12 protein-coding genes are annotated in these 17,398 nt (G+C 62.9%); 4 read left to right on the forward strand and 8 right to left on the reverse strand.

All coding sequences use genetic code 11. The annotated features are described in order from the left end of the window. Positions 1-14: 14 nt before the first annotated feature. Positions 15-1,037 carry a tryptophan--tRNA ligase gene (gene trpS, locus LPB04_RS22845; RefSeq protein WP_193686710.1) on the reverse strand — a complete coding sequence of 341 codons (1,023 nt, stop codon included), beginning with the start codon at positions 1,035-1,037 and terminating at the stop codon, positions 15-17. Between the two features lie 481 nt (positions 1,038-1,518). Here trpS and LPB04_RS22850 point away from each other — a divergent pair, with 481 nt between their 5' ends. Continuing rightward, positions 1,519-3,834, forward strand: a complete 2,316-nt coding sequence (locus LPB04_RS22850) for a family 1 glycosylhydrolase (protein ID WP_193686711.1) — start codon at positions 1,519-1,521, stop codon at positions 3,832-3,834. Between the two features lie 15 nt (positions 3,835-3,849). Here LPB04_RS22850 and LPB04_RS22855 read toward each other — a convergent pair whose 3' ends face one another. Together LPB04_RS22855 and LPB04_RS22860 are read right to left on the reverse strand one after the other, a co-directional pair. Then, positions 3,850-4,482, reverse strand: coding sequence for a hypothetical protein (locus LPB04_RS22855; protein ID WP_193686712.1), 633 nt, complete (start codon positions 4,480-4,482; stop codon positions 3,850-3,852). Next, complete coding sequence (locus tag LPB04_RS22860; RefSeq protein ID WP_193686713.1) at positions 4,479-5,903, reverse strand: cytochrome P450; 1,425 nt, start codon at positions 5,901-5,903, stop codon at positions 4,479-4,481. The genes LPB04_RS22855 and LPB04_RS22860 overlap by 4 nt, the downstream gene beginning before the upstream one ends. A gap of 98 nt (positions 5,904-6,001) precedes the next feature. On the opposite strand from LPB04_RS22860, the gene LPB04_RS22865 reads away from it, so the two are divergent. The 3 genes from LPB04_RS22865 (at position 6,002) to LPB04_RS22875 (ending at position 10,090) form a co-directional block, all read left to right on the forward strand. Beyond that, positions 6,002-6,934: an AraC family transcriptional regulator gene (locus LPB04_RS22865; RefSeq protein ID WP_193686714.1), complete on the forward strand. Its 933-nt coding sequence runs from the start codon at positions 6,002-6,004 to the stop codon at positions 6,932-6,934. 65 nt (positions 6,935-6,999) lie between these two features. Next, entirely contained in the window at positions 7,000-8,769 is a 1,770-nt protein-coding gene (locus LPB04_RS22870) for a cation:proton antiporter domain-containing protein (protein WP_193686715.1), read from the forward strand. Positions 8,770-8,839: 70 nt separating this feature from the next. Next, entirely contained in the window at positions 8,840-10,090 is a 1,251-nt protein-coding gene (locus tag LPB04_RS22875; RefSeq protein ID WP_193686716.1) for a CaiB/BaiF CoA transferase family protein, read from the forward strand. A gap of 97 nt (positions 10,091-10,187) precedes the next feature. Here the strand turns inward: LPB04_RS22875 and LPB04_RS22880 are convergent, their stop codons facing one another. From LPB04_RS22880 to LPB04_RS22900, 5 genes are all read right to left on the reverse strand, one after another. Then, positions 10,188-10,514, reverse strand: a complete 327-nt coding sequence (locus LPB04_RS22880; protein WP_193686717.1) for a hypothetical protein — start codon at positions 10,512-10,514, stop codon at positions 10,188-10,190. Positions 10,515-10,623: 109 nt separating this feature from the next. After that, positions 10,624-11,580, reverse strand: coding sequence for a hypothetical protein (locus LPB04_RS22885; RefSeq protein WP_193686718.1), 957 nt, complete (start codon positions 11,578-11,580; stop codon positions 10,624-10,626). Positions 11,581-11,837: 257 nt separating this feature from the next. Further along, positions 11,838-12,941 (reverse strand): hypothetical protein, encoded by a 1,104-nt coding sequence (locus LPB04_RS22890; protein ID WP_193686719.1) that lies wholly within the window; start codon positions 12,939-12,941, stop codon positions 11,838-11,840. 435 nt (positions 12,942-13,376) lie between these two features. Continuing rightward, positions 13,377-14,549: a hypothetical protein gene (locus LPB04_RS22895; protein WP_227496549.1), complete on the reverse strand. Its 1,173-nt coding sequence runs from the start codon at positions 14,547-14,549 to the stop codon at positions 13,377-13,379. A 45-nt stretch (positions 14,550-14,594) separates the two neighbouring features. Continuing rightward, positions 14,595-17,384, reverse strand: coding sequence for a type VI secretion system Vgr family protein (locus LPB04_RS22900; protein ID WP_193686720.1), 2,790 nt, complete (start codon positions 17,382-17,384; stop codon positions 14,595-14,597). Positions 17,385-17,398 lie beyond the last annotated feature (14 nt).

Below are 17,398 nucleotides of genomic sequence, written 5' to 3' on the forward strand. Positions count from 1 at the left end.
CAGTGTCAAAACAATCAGAAGTAGGACAGTCCCAGCGCGCGGCGTACTTCGTCGACCGTACCGGCCGCCACTTCACGCGCCTTCATCGTGCCTTCCTTGAGCATCTGCAGCACCTGCCCCTTGTCCTGCGCGAACTCTTCGCGGCGGGCGCGGATCGGGGCCAGCATCTCCTGCAACACCAGGTCCAGGCGTTTCTTGACGATGCTGTCGCCCAGGCCGCCGCGCGTGTAATGCGCCTTCATCTCTTCCAGCGCCGCCTTGTCGGTATCGAAAGCGTCCAGGTAGAGGAAGGCGACGTTGCCTTCGACGTGGCCCGGGTCCGAAACCTTCAGGTGCAGCGGATCCGTGTAGACCTGTTTCACCGCGGCGCGGATCTGGTCTTCGCTGTCGCCCAGGTTGATGGTATTGCCCAGCGACTTGCTCATCTTGGCCTTGCCGTCGATGCCAGGCAGGCGGCCGATTTCCGGCACCAGGGCCTTGCACTCGACCAGGATGTCTTTATTGACCAGGCGGTTGAAGCGGCGCACGATCTCGTTGCACTGCTCGATCATCGGGATCTGGTCCTCGCCCACCGGCACCAGGGTCGCCTTGAAGGCGCTGATGTCGGAGGCCTGGCTGACCGGGTAAGTCAGGAAGCCGGCTGGGATATCGCGCTCGAAATTACGCAGCGCGATTTCCGTCTTGACAGTCGGGTTGCGCTCCAAACGGGCGACAGTGACGAGATTAAGATAATAGAATGTCAACTCGGCCAGTTCCGGAACCTGGGACTGGATGAAGATCGTCGACTGGCTCGGGTCGATCCCGACGGCGAGGTAATCGAGCGCCACTTCGACTACATTCCGGTGTACCTTGCCGGTGTCATCCATGTTGTCGGTGAGCGCCTGGGCGTCGGCCAGCATGATGAACTGGCGGTACTCGTTCTGGTAGGCAACACGGTTGCGCAGGCTGCCCACGAAGTGGCCGAGGTGCAGCGGGCCGGTCGGACGGTCGCCGGTCAGGATGACAGGTGCGGGGGTCTTGGTCTCTGGGGAATTCATCGGTTTTCCTTGTGTGTGCCCCGATCCCGCCGCGCCAAAAAAAACGCCACCTGAATCGAGGCGGCGTTCATTTGAGTCACATCTTCTCGTCTGGGCCGCGCGTCGTCAGCGGCGCCACCAGGTGACAAACGAGGAATGTGGGTTGAGAAATTTCATGGATGGCATGTTTGCAGGTTGACGGCGCAATGTCAACCGGAAGTCGAGCCGGACGCGACGAGGGGGAAGCGTCATCGGCCAACCATGAAGGTGCCGGACGCGCTTATCTTTTTTCACGAGCGGCGGCGAAATCAGACAGTCGATTATTCCGAACTTTATCTTTTCGGCGACCGTCTAAAAGTTTTTTGTTGTTAAAATTCTAATAAGTGGTGAAATCATGAATAACACGAGCCCGAACAGCCAATCCCGCCCACTCGAAGAGCGTGTGAAAAAAACTCCAGGGCAAGGCGCATCGTCGAAGACAGTACAGTCGTACGGCGAGACGATGCAACGCAGCCATGGAGAATTTTTTCACGCGCTCGAACTCTGGGGCGGCCTTGAATGCACGGTGAATCGCGTGCAAGACGAGTACTTCAGCCAATTGGACCGTAACGGCCACGCCCTGCGCAACTGTGACATCGGGCGCTTCGCATCGACCGGCATCCGCGCCATCCGCTATCCAATCCTGTGGGAACGCACTGCCCCGGACGGCATCGACAAGGCCGACTGGAGCTGGCCCGACGAGCGCCTCCCGCTCCTGCGCGAAGCCGGCGTCACCCCGATCGCAGGCCTGATCCACCACGGCAGCGGCCCGCGCGATACCAGCCTGCTCGACCCCGCCTTCCCGGAACGCCTGGCCGAGTACGCCGGCGCGGTGGCCGCCCGTTATCCCTGGCTCGAGTACTACACACCCGTCAACGAACCCTGCACCACCGCGCGCTTCGCCGGCCTGTACGGCGTCTGGTACCCGCATGCGCGCGACGACAAAAGTTTCATCCAGGCCCTGCTGATCCAGTGCCGCGCCGTCGTGCTCTGCATGCGCGCCATCCGCAAGGTAAATCCGAACGCCAGGCTGGTCCAGACCGACGACCTCGGCAAGACCTACAGCACGCCCGAGCTGAGCCATGTCGCCGAGTTCTACAATGAGCGCCGCTGGCTGGCCTGGGACCTGCTGTGCGGCACCGTCGGCCCGGAACACCCACTATGGAAATACCTGACGGGCACCGGCGTCGATGTCGCCGACCTGCTCTGGTTCCGCGACAACACCTGCCCGCCGGATATCATCGGCGTGAACTATTACGTGACCAGCGAGCGCTGGCTCGACCACCGTCCGGAGCGCTATCCGCAGCACCACCGCGGCATGGCCGACGGCATCCCCTGCGCCGACATTGAAGCTTCGCGCGCGCTGGCCACGCCGACGGCCGGCATCGGCCCGCTGCTCACCGAAATCTGGGAGCGCTACCGCCTGCCGCTGGCGATCACCGAAGCCCATATCGACGCCAACCGCGAGGATCAGCTGCGCTGGCTGCTGGAGATCTGGCAGGCGGCGCAAACGGCGCGCACCAACGGTGTAGACCTGCGCGCCGTCACCGTCTGGTCGCTGCTCGGCTCCTTCGACTGGAACAGCCTGGTCACGCAGAACCGCGGCTATTACGAGCCGGGGCCGTTCGACGTCCGTTCGCCGATGCCGCGCCCGACCGCGCTGGCTGCCATGATGCGCGAACTGGCGAATGGCCAGCCGCTGTCGAACCCGGTCCTGCGCGGCCAGGGCTGGTGGCGCCGTCCGGACCGCTTCCTGTGCACCCCGGTCGCTACCCCGGCGGCCCTGACCTCGATCCCGGCCCCCGCCCAGCGCCTGGCCGGCATCCGCGCCGCGCCGATCCTGATCACGGGCGCTACCGGCACCCTGGGCCGTGCCTTCGCCCGCATCTGCCAGAAGCGCAACCTCGCCTACAAACTGCTGTCGCGCCACGACATGGACATCGCCGACCCGGCCTCGGTCGAACGCGCGCTGGCCCACCACAAGCCCTGGGCCCTGATCAATACCAGCGGCTATGTGCGCGTCGACGATGCCGAGAGCGATGTCGAGCGCTGCATGCGCGACAACACACACGGCGCCGCGATCCTGGCCGAGGCCTGCTCCCGCCACGGCGTGCACCTGACTACCTTCTCGAGCGACCTGGTGTTCGATGGCCGCAAGGAAGCCCCATACGTCGAGAGCGATCCGGTTACGCCGCTGAACGTCTATGGCCGCAGCAAGGCCGAATCGGAAACCGCCGTGCTCGATCAACACCCGGGCGCCCTGGTGGTGCGTACCAGCGCCTTCTTTGGTCCCTGGGACAAGCACAATTTCGTCACGCTGGCGCTGAACGCGCTGGAGCGCGGCGAGACTTTTGTTGCGGCCGACGACATGACCGTCTCGCCGACCTATGTGCCCGATCTCGTCCACACCTGCCTCGATCTCGCCATCGACCGCGAATCCGGCGTCTGGCACCTGAACAACGGCGGCTCGGTCACCTGGTTCGAGCTGGCGAAACTGGCGGCGGAAAAGGCCGGCATCGATGCCGGCACGCTGGTCGCGCAATCTTCAGGCACGATGGGCCTGACCGCGGCGCGTCCGAACTACAGCGTCATGCACAGCGAGCGCGGCGTCCTGCTGCCGAAGCTGGAGAATGCGCTCGACCGCTATCTCGAGCTGCGCAATGTCCACGATCCGGAGTACGAGGAACTGGTCAAGACCGCGGAAACGCGGGTGCCTGTGGCCAGCGGCCATCGCCAGCAGGAAGAGACGCCGGCCGAAGCGGTGCGCGGCGGGTTCTGAACCTCAGGTGAACGCTCACGGGCGCAGGTCCGCCTGCGCCCCGAAGGTGTTCCGGTATTCCTGTGGGACCGCGTAGGGAATGAGCCGGCCCATCAAGGCCGCAACCACCAGGACCGACACGACCGCTCCCACGCACAGGGGCACGCCGACGGCGGCCGCGCGCTTGCGCGGCGCCGGACCCGCGCGGCGCGCCAGTGCACAGCCGAGGTGAACGAACACCGCCAGCACGGCCAGGACATAATAGGGCACGAAAAACAGGCTGTAGGGCCAGGCCTGCAGTCCTGCCGCGGCAAAGTGGACATTCGTGTCCAGGCCGAGCAGCGTGCGCCCGGCCAGCACCGCCGACACGTGAATCAGCAGGAACAGCGCCAGATAAGCGCCGGACCCGGCCTGCAACCAGGCGAGCCATCCCTGCCGCCTCTTCCAGCCTGATACCAACAGGCGCAGGCCGCTGCTCGCCTGCAGCACGACACCAGACAACAGCAAACTTTCGACGACCGGCTGGCGATAGACCAGCCGCGCCGTTTCCATGAAGCGCAGGTGCGCGGCGATACCGCCCAGCGCCGCCAGGTGGTTGGCCAGGTGCGCCAGCACGAAGATCGAAACGAGGACGGCGCCGAAGCGGTGCAATCTGCGTTCGGTCTTCATGGCGCCCGCCTCGCCAGCAGCAGCTTGAGCGACTCGCGCGGGCGCAGCGTGATGTGGAACTCGGGTTCGGGCGGCGCCATCCCTTCCGGCGCCGCCACTTCGAAGCGCTGCAGGAACATCGCCGCGACCACCGTCATCTCGGCCAGCGCCAGGTGCTGGCCGATGCACACGCGCGGCCCCGCACCAAAGGGCAGGTAGGCGCCGCGGATTTGTTTCCCGGCGTCGTCGGCGAAGCGCTCGGGCCGGAACGCGTCCGGCTCAGGAAACCAGCGCGCGTCGCGCTGCATCAGGCCGACCGGCACCGTGAACATGGTCCGCGCCGGAAAGCGCCAGCCGCCGAGCGCGATCGCTCCCGTCGAACGGCGGCTGAGGAGCACCGGCGCGGCCGGATACAGGCGCAGGGTTTCCTGCAAGGTGCGCTTCAGGCAGGCGAGTGCGGGCAGGTCTTCGGCGGCCGGGTCCCGTCCTCGGAGGACGGCGTCGACCTCGGCGCGCGCGGCCGCCTGCGCCGCCGGGTTGGCGGCCATGCACCAGGACCACCAGGTCAGCGTGGCGGCCGCGGTCTCGTGGCCCGCAAGGAAGGCCGTCATGCATTCGTCGCGCACCGCCTGCAAGGACCAGGCGTCAGGATCGTCCAGGTGCAGGATTAGAAGCCGCGTCAGCAAATCGCCGGGCCACAGATCGCGCGCCAGCGCCAGCCGCGTGGTCACATGGCGTTCGATCAGGCCGCGCAGCATCTTCATGGCGCGCCGTTTGGACGCCTTCCACGGCATCCAGTCGGGCCAGCTCGCCGGCCAGTACATTTCGGCGTTGCCCGCGACCGAGACTTCGTGCACGGCACGCTCGGCCAGGCGCGCGTCGGCATCGATTTCGCTGGAAAACATCGTGCGCAGGATGATGTCCATGCCGAGCGACGTAAAGGCCTGTTCGATCGGCCAGGCCGCGCCGTCCGCGCGCCATCCTGCCAGCGCCTTGCCGCTTGCTGCCGCGATGTCGGGCACGAAGGACTGCACCGCCTTCGGCGTGAAGCTGGGCTGCAGGGCCTGGCGCCTGGCGCGCCAGGGCTGGCCTTCGGCCGTCAGCACGCTGTGCCCATGCAGCTGCGCCATGACCTGGACGCCGCGCTCCCAGCGCACCAGCCCCTCGTGCTGGGCGACCAGCAGTTCGCGCACCAGGGCGGGATCGGTGAGCACGACCTGGTGCTCGGGCCGGATCCGCAGGTGCACGACGTCGCCGTGGGCGCGCCGCCACCCTTCGAGCGTGCCGAGCAGGTCGCGCGACATCGCGCGCAGCAGGCCCCAGCCGGTGAGGCCGGGCGCCGGACCGGGCGGCCAGCTGCCCGCCGGCTGCGGCGCAGGTTCGGAAGACGCCGCGCGCAGGGCGGCGTGATGGGGGCACTCGAAGGGTGTGGAAGGTTTCATGCCATCGATTCTCGGCCTTCCCTTGACACGGGTCTTGTACGAAAGCGACATCCGCAGCATGACAATTTGACAGCATTTTGTTGTTATACTTGGTTTCCATGGCTGCCCGCCCCCTCACCTCACCAATCTGCCCCTCCCCGCTCGAGCGCGCTCCCCGCGCCGCGCGCGCGGGTGGCGTCCCTTGCGAATCGCTGCGCCTGGCGCCCGCGTCCCTGCAGGGCGCACTGCTCGCACTGGTCGCGCGCGACACCAGCGCTCTGCTCCTGGACGATGCCCAGCGCCTGACCCATTTCCCGGCCTCGCCCTTCGTCACCATTTCCTGGTTCCGGGATGCGGAGGTGGGCCTGGTGACGCCCGGTCCGCACGGTCCGGCCTGGGCGCCCTTCGGCGCATCGGTCGTCGTCTCCGGCACCCAGGCGCATCCGACGGTGAGCTGGTCGCCGACGACGGGACGCGGCCATGTCGCCTGCTTCACGGCCGACGCCGCGCAAGCGCTGTTCGGCCTCGACCTGGCGGCGATCCAGGACCGTTTCGCGCCTGTCGGCGAGGTGATCGGCCCGGAATTCGCCGCGCTGTGGGACGCGCTGCTGGCGAGTGAGGACGCGGAAGTTCCGGGGGTACTGGAGCGCCACCTGGCACGCCGCTGGCAGGCCGTGCAAGGCCGCGATTCGGAACGTCCGTCGCTGCGGCAGCTGGGACGGCACTGGGTCGAACGCCTGGGCTGGCAGGCGAGCCAGTGGGCGCGCGTGCACAGCCCGCGCCACGTCGAGCGCCGGGTGAAATCCTTCAGCGGCAGGTCGCTGCGCGAATGGCAATCGATCGTGCGCACCGAAGGCCTGTTCTTCGCGGCGCGCGAGCGCTACGAGGCCGGCCTGCCTTTCGACTGGGCAGGGCTGGCGCAGGACCAGGGCTTCACCGACCAGGCGCACATGATCCGCAGCGCGAAGCGCATCACCGGTTTTGCGCCGACCGAATTCGCCCAGCGCTTCGCCGAGGACGAATCCTTCTGGATGTACCGGCTCTGGGTATAACGGGGCTGATACGCGCCGCGTTATAAAATGGCAAGGTCACCCGACAACCGCAAAGGCAGTTACCCGTGCAAGAGCAACACGCTTTCCCGTTTTTCCGGGAAATCATCCTTTTCCTGATCCTCGCCGGCATCCTCATCCCCACCCTGCAGCGCCTGCGCATCAACCAGGTGCTGGGCTTCCTGGCGGTCGGCGCCCTGGTCGGTCCGTTCGGGCTCGGCCTGCATGCGGCCGAATTCCCCTGGCTCGCCTGGCTGACCTTCCCCAGCGGCCAGGGCATCTCGATGCTGGCCGAAATCGGCGTGCTGTTCCTGATGTTCATGATCGGCCTCGAACTCTCGGCCGCGCGCCTGTGGGCGATGCGCGCCTGGGTCTTCGGCGGCGGCACGGTGCAGGTGCTGGCCAGCGCGGCGCTGATCGGCGGCGCGCTTCATTTCCTCGGCCAGCCCTTCGCCACGGCCGCCATCCTCGGTCTCGTACTCTCGCTTTCCTCGACCGCCGTCGTGATGCAGCTGATGAGCGCACAAGACAGCACCGGTAGCCGCCTCGGCCAGGCCGCGTTTTCGGTGCTGATGCTGCAGGACCTGGCCGTGGTGCCGATCCTGGTCCTGATCGGCGTGCTGGCACGCGGCGGCGGCGACGGCGCCGCGACACTGGCGATGCTGACGATGGCGAAAGCGGCCGGCGCGATCGCCCTGATCTATCTCGTCGGCGGGCGCGTCATCCATCCCCTGTTCAAAGCCTTTGCGCGTCACCGCCAGCCGGACGTGTTCATGGCGCTGATCCTGCTGAGCACCTTCGGCATCGCCGGCCTGTCGAACGCCGCCGGCCTGTCGATGGCGCTCGGCGCCCTGATCGCCGGCCTGCTGCTGGCCGAGACCGAGTTCCGGCACGAGGTCGAGCTGATGGTCGAGCCCTTCAAGGGCCTGCTCATGGGCCTGTTCTTCATGACGGTCGGGATGGGCATGGACCTGCGCCAGCTGGTCGACGCGCCGCTGTGGCTGGCCGGCGCCGTCTGCGGGCTGGTGCTGATCAAGGCTTTCGTGGTCACGCTGCTGCTGCGCGCCGGACGCTTTTCGTGGACGCGCGCGGCCGAGGGCGGCCTGCTGCTGGCCCAGGGCGGCGAGTTTGCCTTCATCGTACTGGGCGACGCGGTGGCGGCCAAACTGCTCGACCCCGGCCTCGGCGCGCGCGTGATGCTGGCCGTCGGCCTGTCGATGTTCATCACGCCGCTGCTGGCGCGCCTGGGACGGATGATCGGCGAGCGCGGCGAACGTGCCGCCCGCGAGAGCGCGGCCCAGCACGACGAAACGGCGCTGGCCGAGGCGCGCGGCAAGATCGTCATCGCCGGCTTCGGCCGGGTCGGGCAGCAGCTGGCCAAGCTGCTCGACGCCCAGCACATCCCGTATGTCGCTTTCGAAAACAACGCCACCATGGTCTCGAAGCTGCATGCGCAGGGCGTCCCGGTCTTCTTCGGCAACGCGGCGCGCCCGGAACTGCTGCGCCTCGTGAAGGCCGACCAGGCGCCGGCGATCGTGCTGACGATGGACAATCCGTCTTCGGCCCTGCAGGCGGTGCGCGGGATCCGCCGCGAATTCGCCGAGGTGCCGCTGTTCGTGCGCTCGCGCGACGAGCGGCATGCACGTTCGCTCAAGCGCGCAGGCGCGACGGTCGTGGTGCCGGAAACGCTGGAAGCGAGCCTGCAGCTGTCGGCCTTCGTGCTCGAAGCGATGGGGCTGGACGAGCGTACGGTGGACGACATCGTCGACCGCGAGCGCGACCTGTTTGCCGAGCAGCTCAACGATGCGGGTTTACGGGAGCCGGGGCACCGCGGGTGACGCCATCCCACCCGCGGGCTGTCGAGCGGGGCAGCTATAATCGCGGCTCGACAAACTTGTTCAGACCATCATGATCGATTCCGGCAATCTCAAGGGCGCGCCCAGGGCGCTGGGCCATATCCGCGTGCTCGATTTGTCGCGCGTGCTGGCCGGCCCCTGGTGTTCGCAAAACCTGGCCGACCTCGGCGCCGATGTGATCAAGATCGAGCGCCCCGGCTGCGGCGACGACACGCGCGCCTGGGGCCCGCCCTACGCGAAGGATGCGGACGGCAAGGACACGGGAGAGGCGGCCTATTACCTGTCGGCCAACCGCGGCAAGCGCTCGGTGACGGTCGATATCGCCAGCAGCGAAGGCCAGGCCCTGATCCGCGAACTGGCCCGTGAGGCCGACGTGGTCCTCGAGAATTACAAGGTCGGGCAACTGAAGCGCTATGGGCTGGACTACGCGTCGCTGAAAGCCGTCAAGCCGGACCTCGTCTACTGCTCGATCACCGGCTTCGGCCAGGACGGACCCTACGCCCACCGCGCCGGCTACGACTTCCTGATCCAGGGCATGGGCGGCCTGATGTCGGTGACCGGAGAGCGCGACGAACTGCCGGGCGGCGGTCCGCAAAAGGCCGGCGTGGCGCTGACCGACCTGATGACCGGGATGTACGCCACGATCGCGGTGCTGGCTGCGCTGACCCACCGCGACCGCACGGGAGAAGGACAGTACATCGACATGGCCCTGCTCGATACGCAAGTGGCGATGCTGGCCAATGTCGGCAGCAACTACCTCACCAGCGGCAAGGCGCCCAAGCGCTGGGGCAATGCGCACGCCAATATCGTGCCGTATCAAACCTTTGCCTGTTCGGATGGGCACATCATCGTCGCGGCCGGGAACGACGGCCAATACCAGAAGTTCGTGGAAGCCGGCGGCCGTCCCGAGCTGGCGGCCGACCCGCGCTTCGCGACCAATCCGCAGCGGGTGGCCAATCGCGACGTGCTGGTGCCGCTGCTGGCGGAGATGGTCGCCACGCGCAGCCGCAACGAGTGGATTGCAATGCTCGAAGCGGTCGGCGTGCCCTGCGGGCCGATCAACGATGTGGGCGAGGTCTTCGCCAACGAGCAGGTACGGGCGCGCGGCATGGCGGTCGAGCTGGCGCACCCGAGCGCCGGCAAGGTGACGCTGGTGCGCAGCCCGATGAAGATGTCCTCGACGCCGGCGACGAGCGACAAGGCGCCGCCGCTGCTGGGCCAGCACACCGACGAAGTGCTGCGCGATGTGCTGAAACGGAGCGGCGACGAGATTGCGGCGCTGCGCGCGCGCGGAGTGGTGTAAGCAGTACTGCCGCTTGGTACGCGGCCTTGGCGCCGCGTGATGGATTGCTCCCGCGCCGCCGGCCGCGTGCCTCGGCCGGCCTTGCGGGTGTTCGTGCTTAGTGCAGCTTGTGCTTGAAGTCCGACAGCTCGGCGTGCACGCGGGTGACGACCGCTTCCAGGTGCGCCGGCATCTGCGGTGACGACCGGCTGATGCGCTTGGCTTCGTCGCCCATGTCTTCCAGACTATCGACGCATTGCACGATGCGTGCCTCATCGTTCGACTGCATCACATCGCGCGCCTGCTTCACCTCCCTCGAAATGCGCTCGATACAGGCGCGCATCTCAGGCGGCGTATCCTGCGACGACTTGCAGGCCTGCTCGGCTTCGCCGATGGTCTGCTGCAGGTGGCTGTAGCGTTGCTGGATTTCGTTGGCTTGCAGCATGATGACCTCCTCAACATAAAGTGAGCAGATCATTTTAGCGCTGGATCAAAAAGGCGTGCGCGCGGTGTACGCTGGCTTGCAGATAGACGAAGTCGCAGCTGCCGCACGGCTACGAGACCTGATTGTTATCCCATTGCCAAATCGTACGGCCGTAGTCGGTGTCTAAGCTCGGCATTATCTCGCCCTTGTGGAATAGGCGTCGAGATTCCGTTTTGGCAGGCGTGAAGTAAAAACCGGTCTCGGGACAGGCCTCACCGGCCGGGACCTGAGCATGCTGCGTAGCTGGCGTAGGATTATCCCGCGCCCCCCCCTCCTCATCCGGAACGCGTTCAACCAGGTACCAGGTACAGTCTCGATTCTCGAATATCGGTTCCTCGGCATATTGCTCACGCGTTGTCGGGTCCAGGAGCGGTCGCATGCCAACATGCACCTTTGCGGCGGGGGCCGTTTCATATCCGATGTACAGAAATTCCGCACAGCTTGATACTACGTCGGGCACATAAATTCCGTTGCGCTCAAGCTTTTGTCCGGTTGCAACAAATATCCCCCTTTGTATTCGATAACTCGGCCACTGTGCCGGCGGATTCAAAGGTCCCCACTGCTCGTCGTAAGTTACAAGGTCGAATGGCCCCCAACCAGCCCGTTCGGTTCGACAAATATTGCTGGCAAGTGTGACCGCTTTATGCAGAAATTCCCCATACACGTTCTCATCCGCACGCTCCATCCATCCCGCCCAGAAATCCATTTGGCCCTTGAAATCAGATTTGGGTCCCCATGCATAGCTGAGCCCCCGAAGGTCCCCATGCGTCAATAGGATATAGCCAGTGTACAGTCCCTGTAGCGTGTTCCGAAAATTTGGCAATACTCGATTACCCCAAACCGCATCTGGCTGCTCTGGCAAGGGTTTGGCACGGTAATTTTTCGGGAGCCTCTGCATGAACCGTCCGAGGCATGACTCCAAGTGCTTAACCATTTCTTCCCAAGTATCGCGAAGCTCGCAAAAGTACTCGACGGATGTGTAGCGTTCGAGAAGGTAGATTTCCTGCGGATTTAGATTCTGTTGCATAAATGATTCCCTTAACGGACTTGTTTACGCTGGACTGACACCCCGACAAGACTATTAATTTTCCGAATCTCCCCATCCAGCCATTTGCGAGCGCATAGCATCCGCAAATAGCTGGCACTTGGCAACGCAACGGAACGGGGCGGCCTAAGACAAGGAAATGATCGTTGACGTCCATTGTTTCCTTGAGAGCGGATCATGTAGATGAGCGCAGTAGTGCGTTGGTTTGCTCCTGCTCAGCCGGTTAGCGATGGAAGGCCTTACTTATTTTGATCCTGATCCCACTGCCATATCGTCTTTCCATATTCGGATCGCAGCAATGGAAATTGTTCGCCGTGCTGAAAGTGACGCCGCGAATGCGCATCTGCGGGAGAAAAATAAAACCCTTCTCTTGTACAGTGCTGACCAACCTCGAAACGCCCCGTTTGCTGCGACATTTCTTCTACGTCAAGTGATGCTGGCTCGAACTCATCTTTTACGATCTCAACGTAACACCAGCGTGATGAACATGAGGTGAAAGCATTTCGTGCAACCAAGCTTGGTGCGAGTTCAGGTGTCCGTGAGTCCTCGAAAAACGGATCTTTCGATAAGTCGGGGTTTGACAAGTCGTCCAGAACGAAGCGGAGCATGGCTTCCCCATCGGTCCACAGTTTGGCCCTGCCGACTGTAGCAGCTGCTGCTCTTCCCGTTCTGTTGAACGTGGTGCCGTCTAATAACTTACCGTCCGGAGAACCAGTCCACGCGAACTGAAGGGTTGCCTCGGAGTCGTCTATTGAAACATAAACGCCAGTTCTTGGAGGTAATTGGCCGCTGTGAGCTGTTAGATCAGGTCTGGCAACGAACTTTGGAATCGTGGAAAGACGAGTGGCGTGATTTTGCCAAGCTAGCGACAGTCCAAAATCCGTCCATCGCGTTGCGCTGCTCGTACGATCCATTGTTTGATCAATGTAGCGGGCATATTGATATAACTCTGCAAACATTTTATCGAAATGTTGTTGTTCGCCCGGCGTACTCCAATGCATCGAAAACTCTGCAATACCTCGTGCACATTGATGTGCTGCGGTCTTTCCAAAGATATTTGATACACGATTCGAGATATTTTCAGCAACAGATCTCTGAAAATCTGCGAGGAATGGCCAAGCATTATTTTCCCAGTTTTCGCTTGTATTACGGTTGCCCCATTGACCGCTTCGCAGCTTGCTATCGCGGCCTTCGTGCCGACTGACGTCAAGTATCCCATCAGCGAAAGATCGTAAAGCGCGCAAGCGATCCCTCAACCCTACGAGATATTCTAAAGACGAAAAGTAGTAAAGCAAGGCTGCTTGTTTCTTCTGCCAAGCAGTAAGACTAAAATTGGTCGTCATGATTTTTGATTTGAGAATATGATAAGCGTTATAGGACGAACAGGCAGCCTCATTTCTGCGGTGCCGTAGTCTGTCCTGGCAAAGACGGCAAGCCGACCCTTCCTGAAAACCCTGCGCCCTCGAAGTCTGTGTAACCCCACCCCGTGTCGAAAGGACCGCTAATATTTGGATGGGTTATCGAATCCCTTATGGCAACGTAAGCCTTTTTTTGCTCATCACTAAGCTTACCGTACTCGGCTTGGGTTAGTGAGTCTTGCAATCTGTTTTTTTGGCCACCTTTTAGTTTGTAATAACGCATTACGTCGTTTCTTGCATCGGTTCGTGCAACATTAAAAACTATTTGTTCCCAACCGCCTTCCAAATGACTATCCGGGAGACCAGCCTTCGTCTGCCCGGAAGCCGGCCCCCGCCACACCTTTAGAGAATCGCCCGGCTTTATATCATAGAGTACAAATTGTCCATTAACGTTCCAATCGGGCCATACGGCAAGGAATTTGCGCCATGCAGCCCGGGGTCAGGGGAGTTTTGTATGTCGTTAAAAACTTTTTCGCTAATCCAGCAATCGCTCATCGCCCTACTGTTTGGTGAAAGAATCCGAATAAGACGCGCCGGGCCTTTGATCTCAGCATGGGTTAGAGAATGAAATGACTCGATGTTATGTGGTTGCAGTGGAGGCCAGCCGTCTTTTACTTTTGCTGCAACAACTGGTGCCCATGCATCGGCGTCTGCCTGCGTCCAGCGTAATGCTGAGCCATCGTTGAGCCAACTCGGCCGTGTACGCGGATTTCGCATCAACGAAATGGCCGTTGCTTCAGGTAACGCGCCTCTGTAATGAATGTTTCGTACGTCGACAATCCCCTTTTGCCTCTGTAGCGCCTCTCGCTCCAGCCGGAGAATCGCTGTGTCGACGACATCCTGTATAGGCTTTAATGCTTGAGCAAGATACCTGTTAGCTAATATCCGAATCTTTTTTACCTCAACTAAGGCATCCTTTGCTCGTCCGCCAATTAACGGCACAAACTCAACCTTGCGAACCATTACTTCGACGACCTGGACTGCTCTATCAAACGCCGAGGTCAGCTCGTCTACGCTGATCTTCGCACGGACTGCTTTGATTTCAGTTGCCAGCCATTTCAATACGTCGTCGACTTTATGTGTCTTTAAGTATTCCTGCACCTTGCGCCGACGCAAAAACGAAATAATCCAACTCATTGCAGCATCGACCGCGTCCGGAATTTTGTCTGCACCAGCGCGTCGGACGAAACCGAAGAATATTTTCAGGATACCCTTTACCAACGAACCGAGCGCCGGGAATAACCCAATAAGCGTCAAGGCGAGTGCTACCCAATTCCATATGTCGTTATGATCCCGCGAAAGCTTACGACAATTGGCGATAAGGTCGCGTAAGTCGCACACCTGATCGACGAGCGGGATCATCGAAATTCCGGCATCTACCAAAATTTGGGACGTCGTTCTGTTTTCGTTAAAGTCCCCTTCGATAGCTTCCCAAAACCATACAAAAGGGTTTTTGCTCGGTTCGACTTGGTCTTTTTCATCTGTAGCCCACGCCAACGCATCCCGCATTTGGGTCGCATTTACCTCAGCCATGGAGTTCCCCGCAAAATAAGGTAATGATTTGGGAAAAAGTGCGTATCAGCCAGTTAACTTTTCTAAGGGGTCATGTGGTTGCTCCTTTTTTGGCGTGCGGGGCAAATAGACGACCTTTTTGACAGGTCTGTTCAGCACGTTCTCATGCAGCGCTTTGCCTTCATTATCGAGTGTGCCGGTGAGCATTGGCCCTTTTTCGAAGTGGATTTGATAGTCGACCTCGGGTATCCCTTCGGCTAACTCGGGATCCAGATAGTGCAAGGCGATCCAGTGCTTTGTCTCCTCACTTAGCTCGCCTGGCAGATTCAACGAATTGGCGGCTTTGTTTGCTCCGCTATCAAAGAAATGCTTCCCGCCCTTCACCGAAAACTTCCCCGGACAAGCAAAAGTGATATTCCCGCCCTCGAGCGTGATCGCCGACTGCCCCGCCTGCAGCACGATCTTTTCCTTGGCCTTGATCTCGATGCAGTCGTTCACGGAGATCACCGTGACCTCCTTGTCTGCCACAATCTCCAGCTGATCGGTATGCGCCTGCAGCGAGACCGGCCCATTGCCGGCTATCGCCTGGATACCGCCGCCGTGCGTGAACAGACTCGCGGTGTTGGCGGCAACCGAGGACACGGTGTGCGCCGCCGTCATATGCAGGTCCGATTGCGTCGTCCAATTCAACTGCTTGCCGGCGTAAAGGATGGTCGAGGCCGGCGTGGCCCAGTTCATACTTGCGGCCGAGTCCAGCAGGACAACCGCGGAAGCGAATTTCTCGACCGGCTGCTGCGGATCGAGCTCGCGCGCCCCGCTCTTTGCCTTCTGCGCCGTCTGGCCGTTGACGGCCCCGGCATATTTCCCCTTCGCTTTGGGATCGACCTGCTCAATGAATTCCGACTGCGCCTTTGAGGCGTCCTTGCTGAACAAGGCCTGCTGCTGCGCCGCCGCGTCGCCCAGCGTCTTGCCGAGCGCCTCTGCGCCTTTCAGCAAGGAGACCGCCTCGAGCGCGTCCATCTGTGTCGAGCTCACGCCGCAGCCCTGGCGTGCACGGGCGCTCGTGGATAGCAGGACGCCCTCCCCGCCCCGCACGACGGCCCAGGCGTCGGTGCGCAATTCGAAACCGCGGCCACGGTAAGCACCGCGCTGGGCGGTACCAGGCGATTGCTGGATCAGGTAACCGAGGTTCAATTGCGTTGCTGCAGTGCTGGTGGCAAGCCGCGTGCGCACCTGGCCCGGCGTGTCGTCGAGCTGCCATTGATTGAAACCGCCGCCGTCGACGTTGTGGCTGTGGATGCCCGACAGCGTGCCCGCATGATCAATGCCGGAATCGACGCCGGCGGCAAATGGCGGCAGGTCCGCTCCGGTGAACAGCTGGGACACGATCACGGGGCGGTCGATGTCGCCCTCGACGAAATCGACCAGCACCTCGGTGCCGACGCGCGGGGTGAACAGCGTGCCCCAGTTGGGACCGGCCAGCGCTTCGGCGACGCGCACCCAGGTGCCGGAACGGTCGTCGCCCGGCGCGCAGCCCTCGCTATCGGTGTCGTGGGACAGGCCTCCGGCGTTGGGGCGACCGCCGCGCTGCCAGGCGAACTGGACACGGACCTGGTGGTCACGTGTCGTGGTCGATACCGAGTCGGCGAGCCCGACCACCAGCGCGCATTGCGCACCCGGTGCGGTAACTTTCAATGGCGCGGCCGTGAGCGCGGGTACGATCGCAACCGCATCGCGTACGCAGCCAAAGCTGTTGCGGTAGGTGCCGTTTTCAACGCCGCCGCCCGCGGCCTGTGCGATGCCGGTGTCGAAGTTGTTGCGTGCCTCGTGCTGCACCCAGAGCACCGTAAAAGCGTTCTCGCCCTCCGGATAGCGCTCGTGCTGGGTGAGTTGAAAAGCGTGGCCTGCCGCCAGCCGGCGGGCGGCGCCCATGCCTTCGAAGACCTTGTTCTCCCGCTCGAGCGCCTGCAGCATCAGTTCGCTGTGCGTGTCCGCGGCGCTCCGTTCGCTCACGATGCGCTCGCCGCTGCCGTCGTACAGCCACAGGGGCGGCAGCTCGCCCGCATCGAGGTTGGAGCGCTGTTCACATCCCGGCGCCAGCAATTGGCCCGGATCCCAGCTGCTGATCGCAACGCCGTTGGCGGCGACCCGGCGCTGGGCGCTGAAGGCGTCGATGGCGTCGTCGCGTTCGGTGGCGCGCACGCCGTGGAAGCGGATGACGTCGCCGCCCGGCGTGCCCGGCGCGATGGCCCGGCTGTCGAAGATGATCAGGCGGTGCCCGGACTCCCGGTGCTCGAAGCGCCAGTTGAGGCCTTCGGAAGCGAGCAGGCGGATAAAGAACTCCAGGTCGCTCTCGCGGTGCTGGGTGCAGATCGCGCGCTTGGGTAGCTCCTGCGTGATATCGAAGTCGAAGCGCACCTGCGGATAATCGGCCAGCAGTTCGGTGACGATGTCGCGCGCGTTCTTGTCCTGGAAGATGTAGCAGTCGCGGCGCCGGGCCAGCAGCGCCAGCGCTGGTTCGAGGCGCAGGCGGTAGCGCGCGACGCCGCCGTCGGCGCCCAGCCAGGCAGCTTCGGTACACAGTCCGTGCCACGAACGGCGGCTGCCGTCAGGCTGGAGCAGGCCGAGCGTCAGTTCTTCGCCGAGGAAATCGTCGAGATCGAGGTCGGTCGAGGTGCTGAGCGCATCGACGTCCAAGCAGAACAGTTCGTTGACTGCCTCGCGGCCAGTGAAGCCTTCGGCCGCCAGCGCTTCAGGCAGCGCGCTGTCCTGGCTGCTGGTGAGGGTGATGAGCCGTGCATGCTGGCTCAGGCCTGTGCCGAACAGGCCGAGGGTGGGGAAGCCGGGGGCGTTCATGCGCACTCCTTCGT

Source organism: Massilia litorea (assembly GCF_015101885.1).
In the GTDB taxonomy this organism is placed as follows: domain Bacteria; phylum Pseudomonadota; class Gammaproteobacteria; order Burkholderiales; family Burkholderiaceae_D; genus Telluria; species Telluria litorea.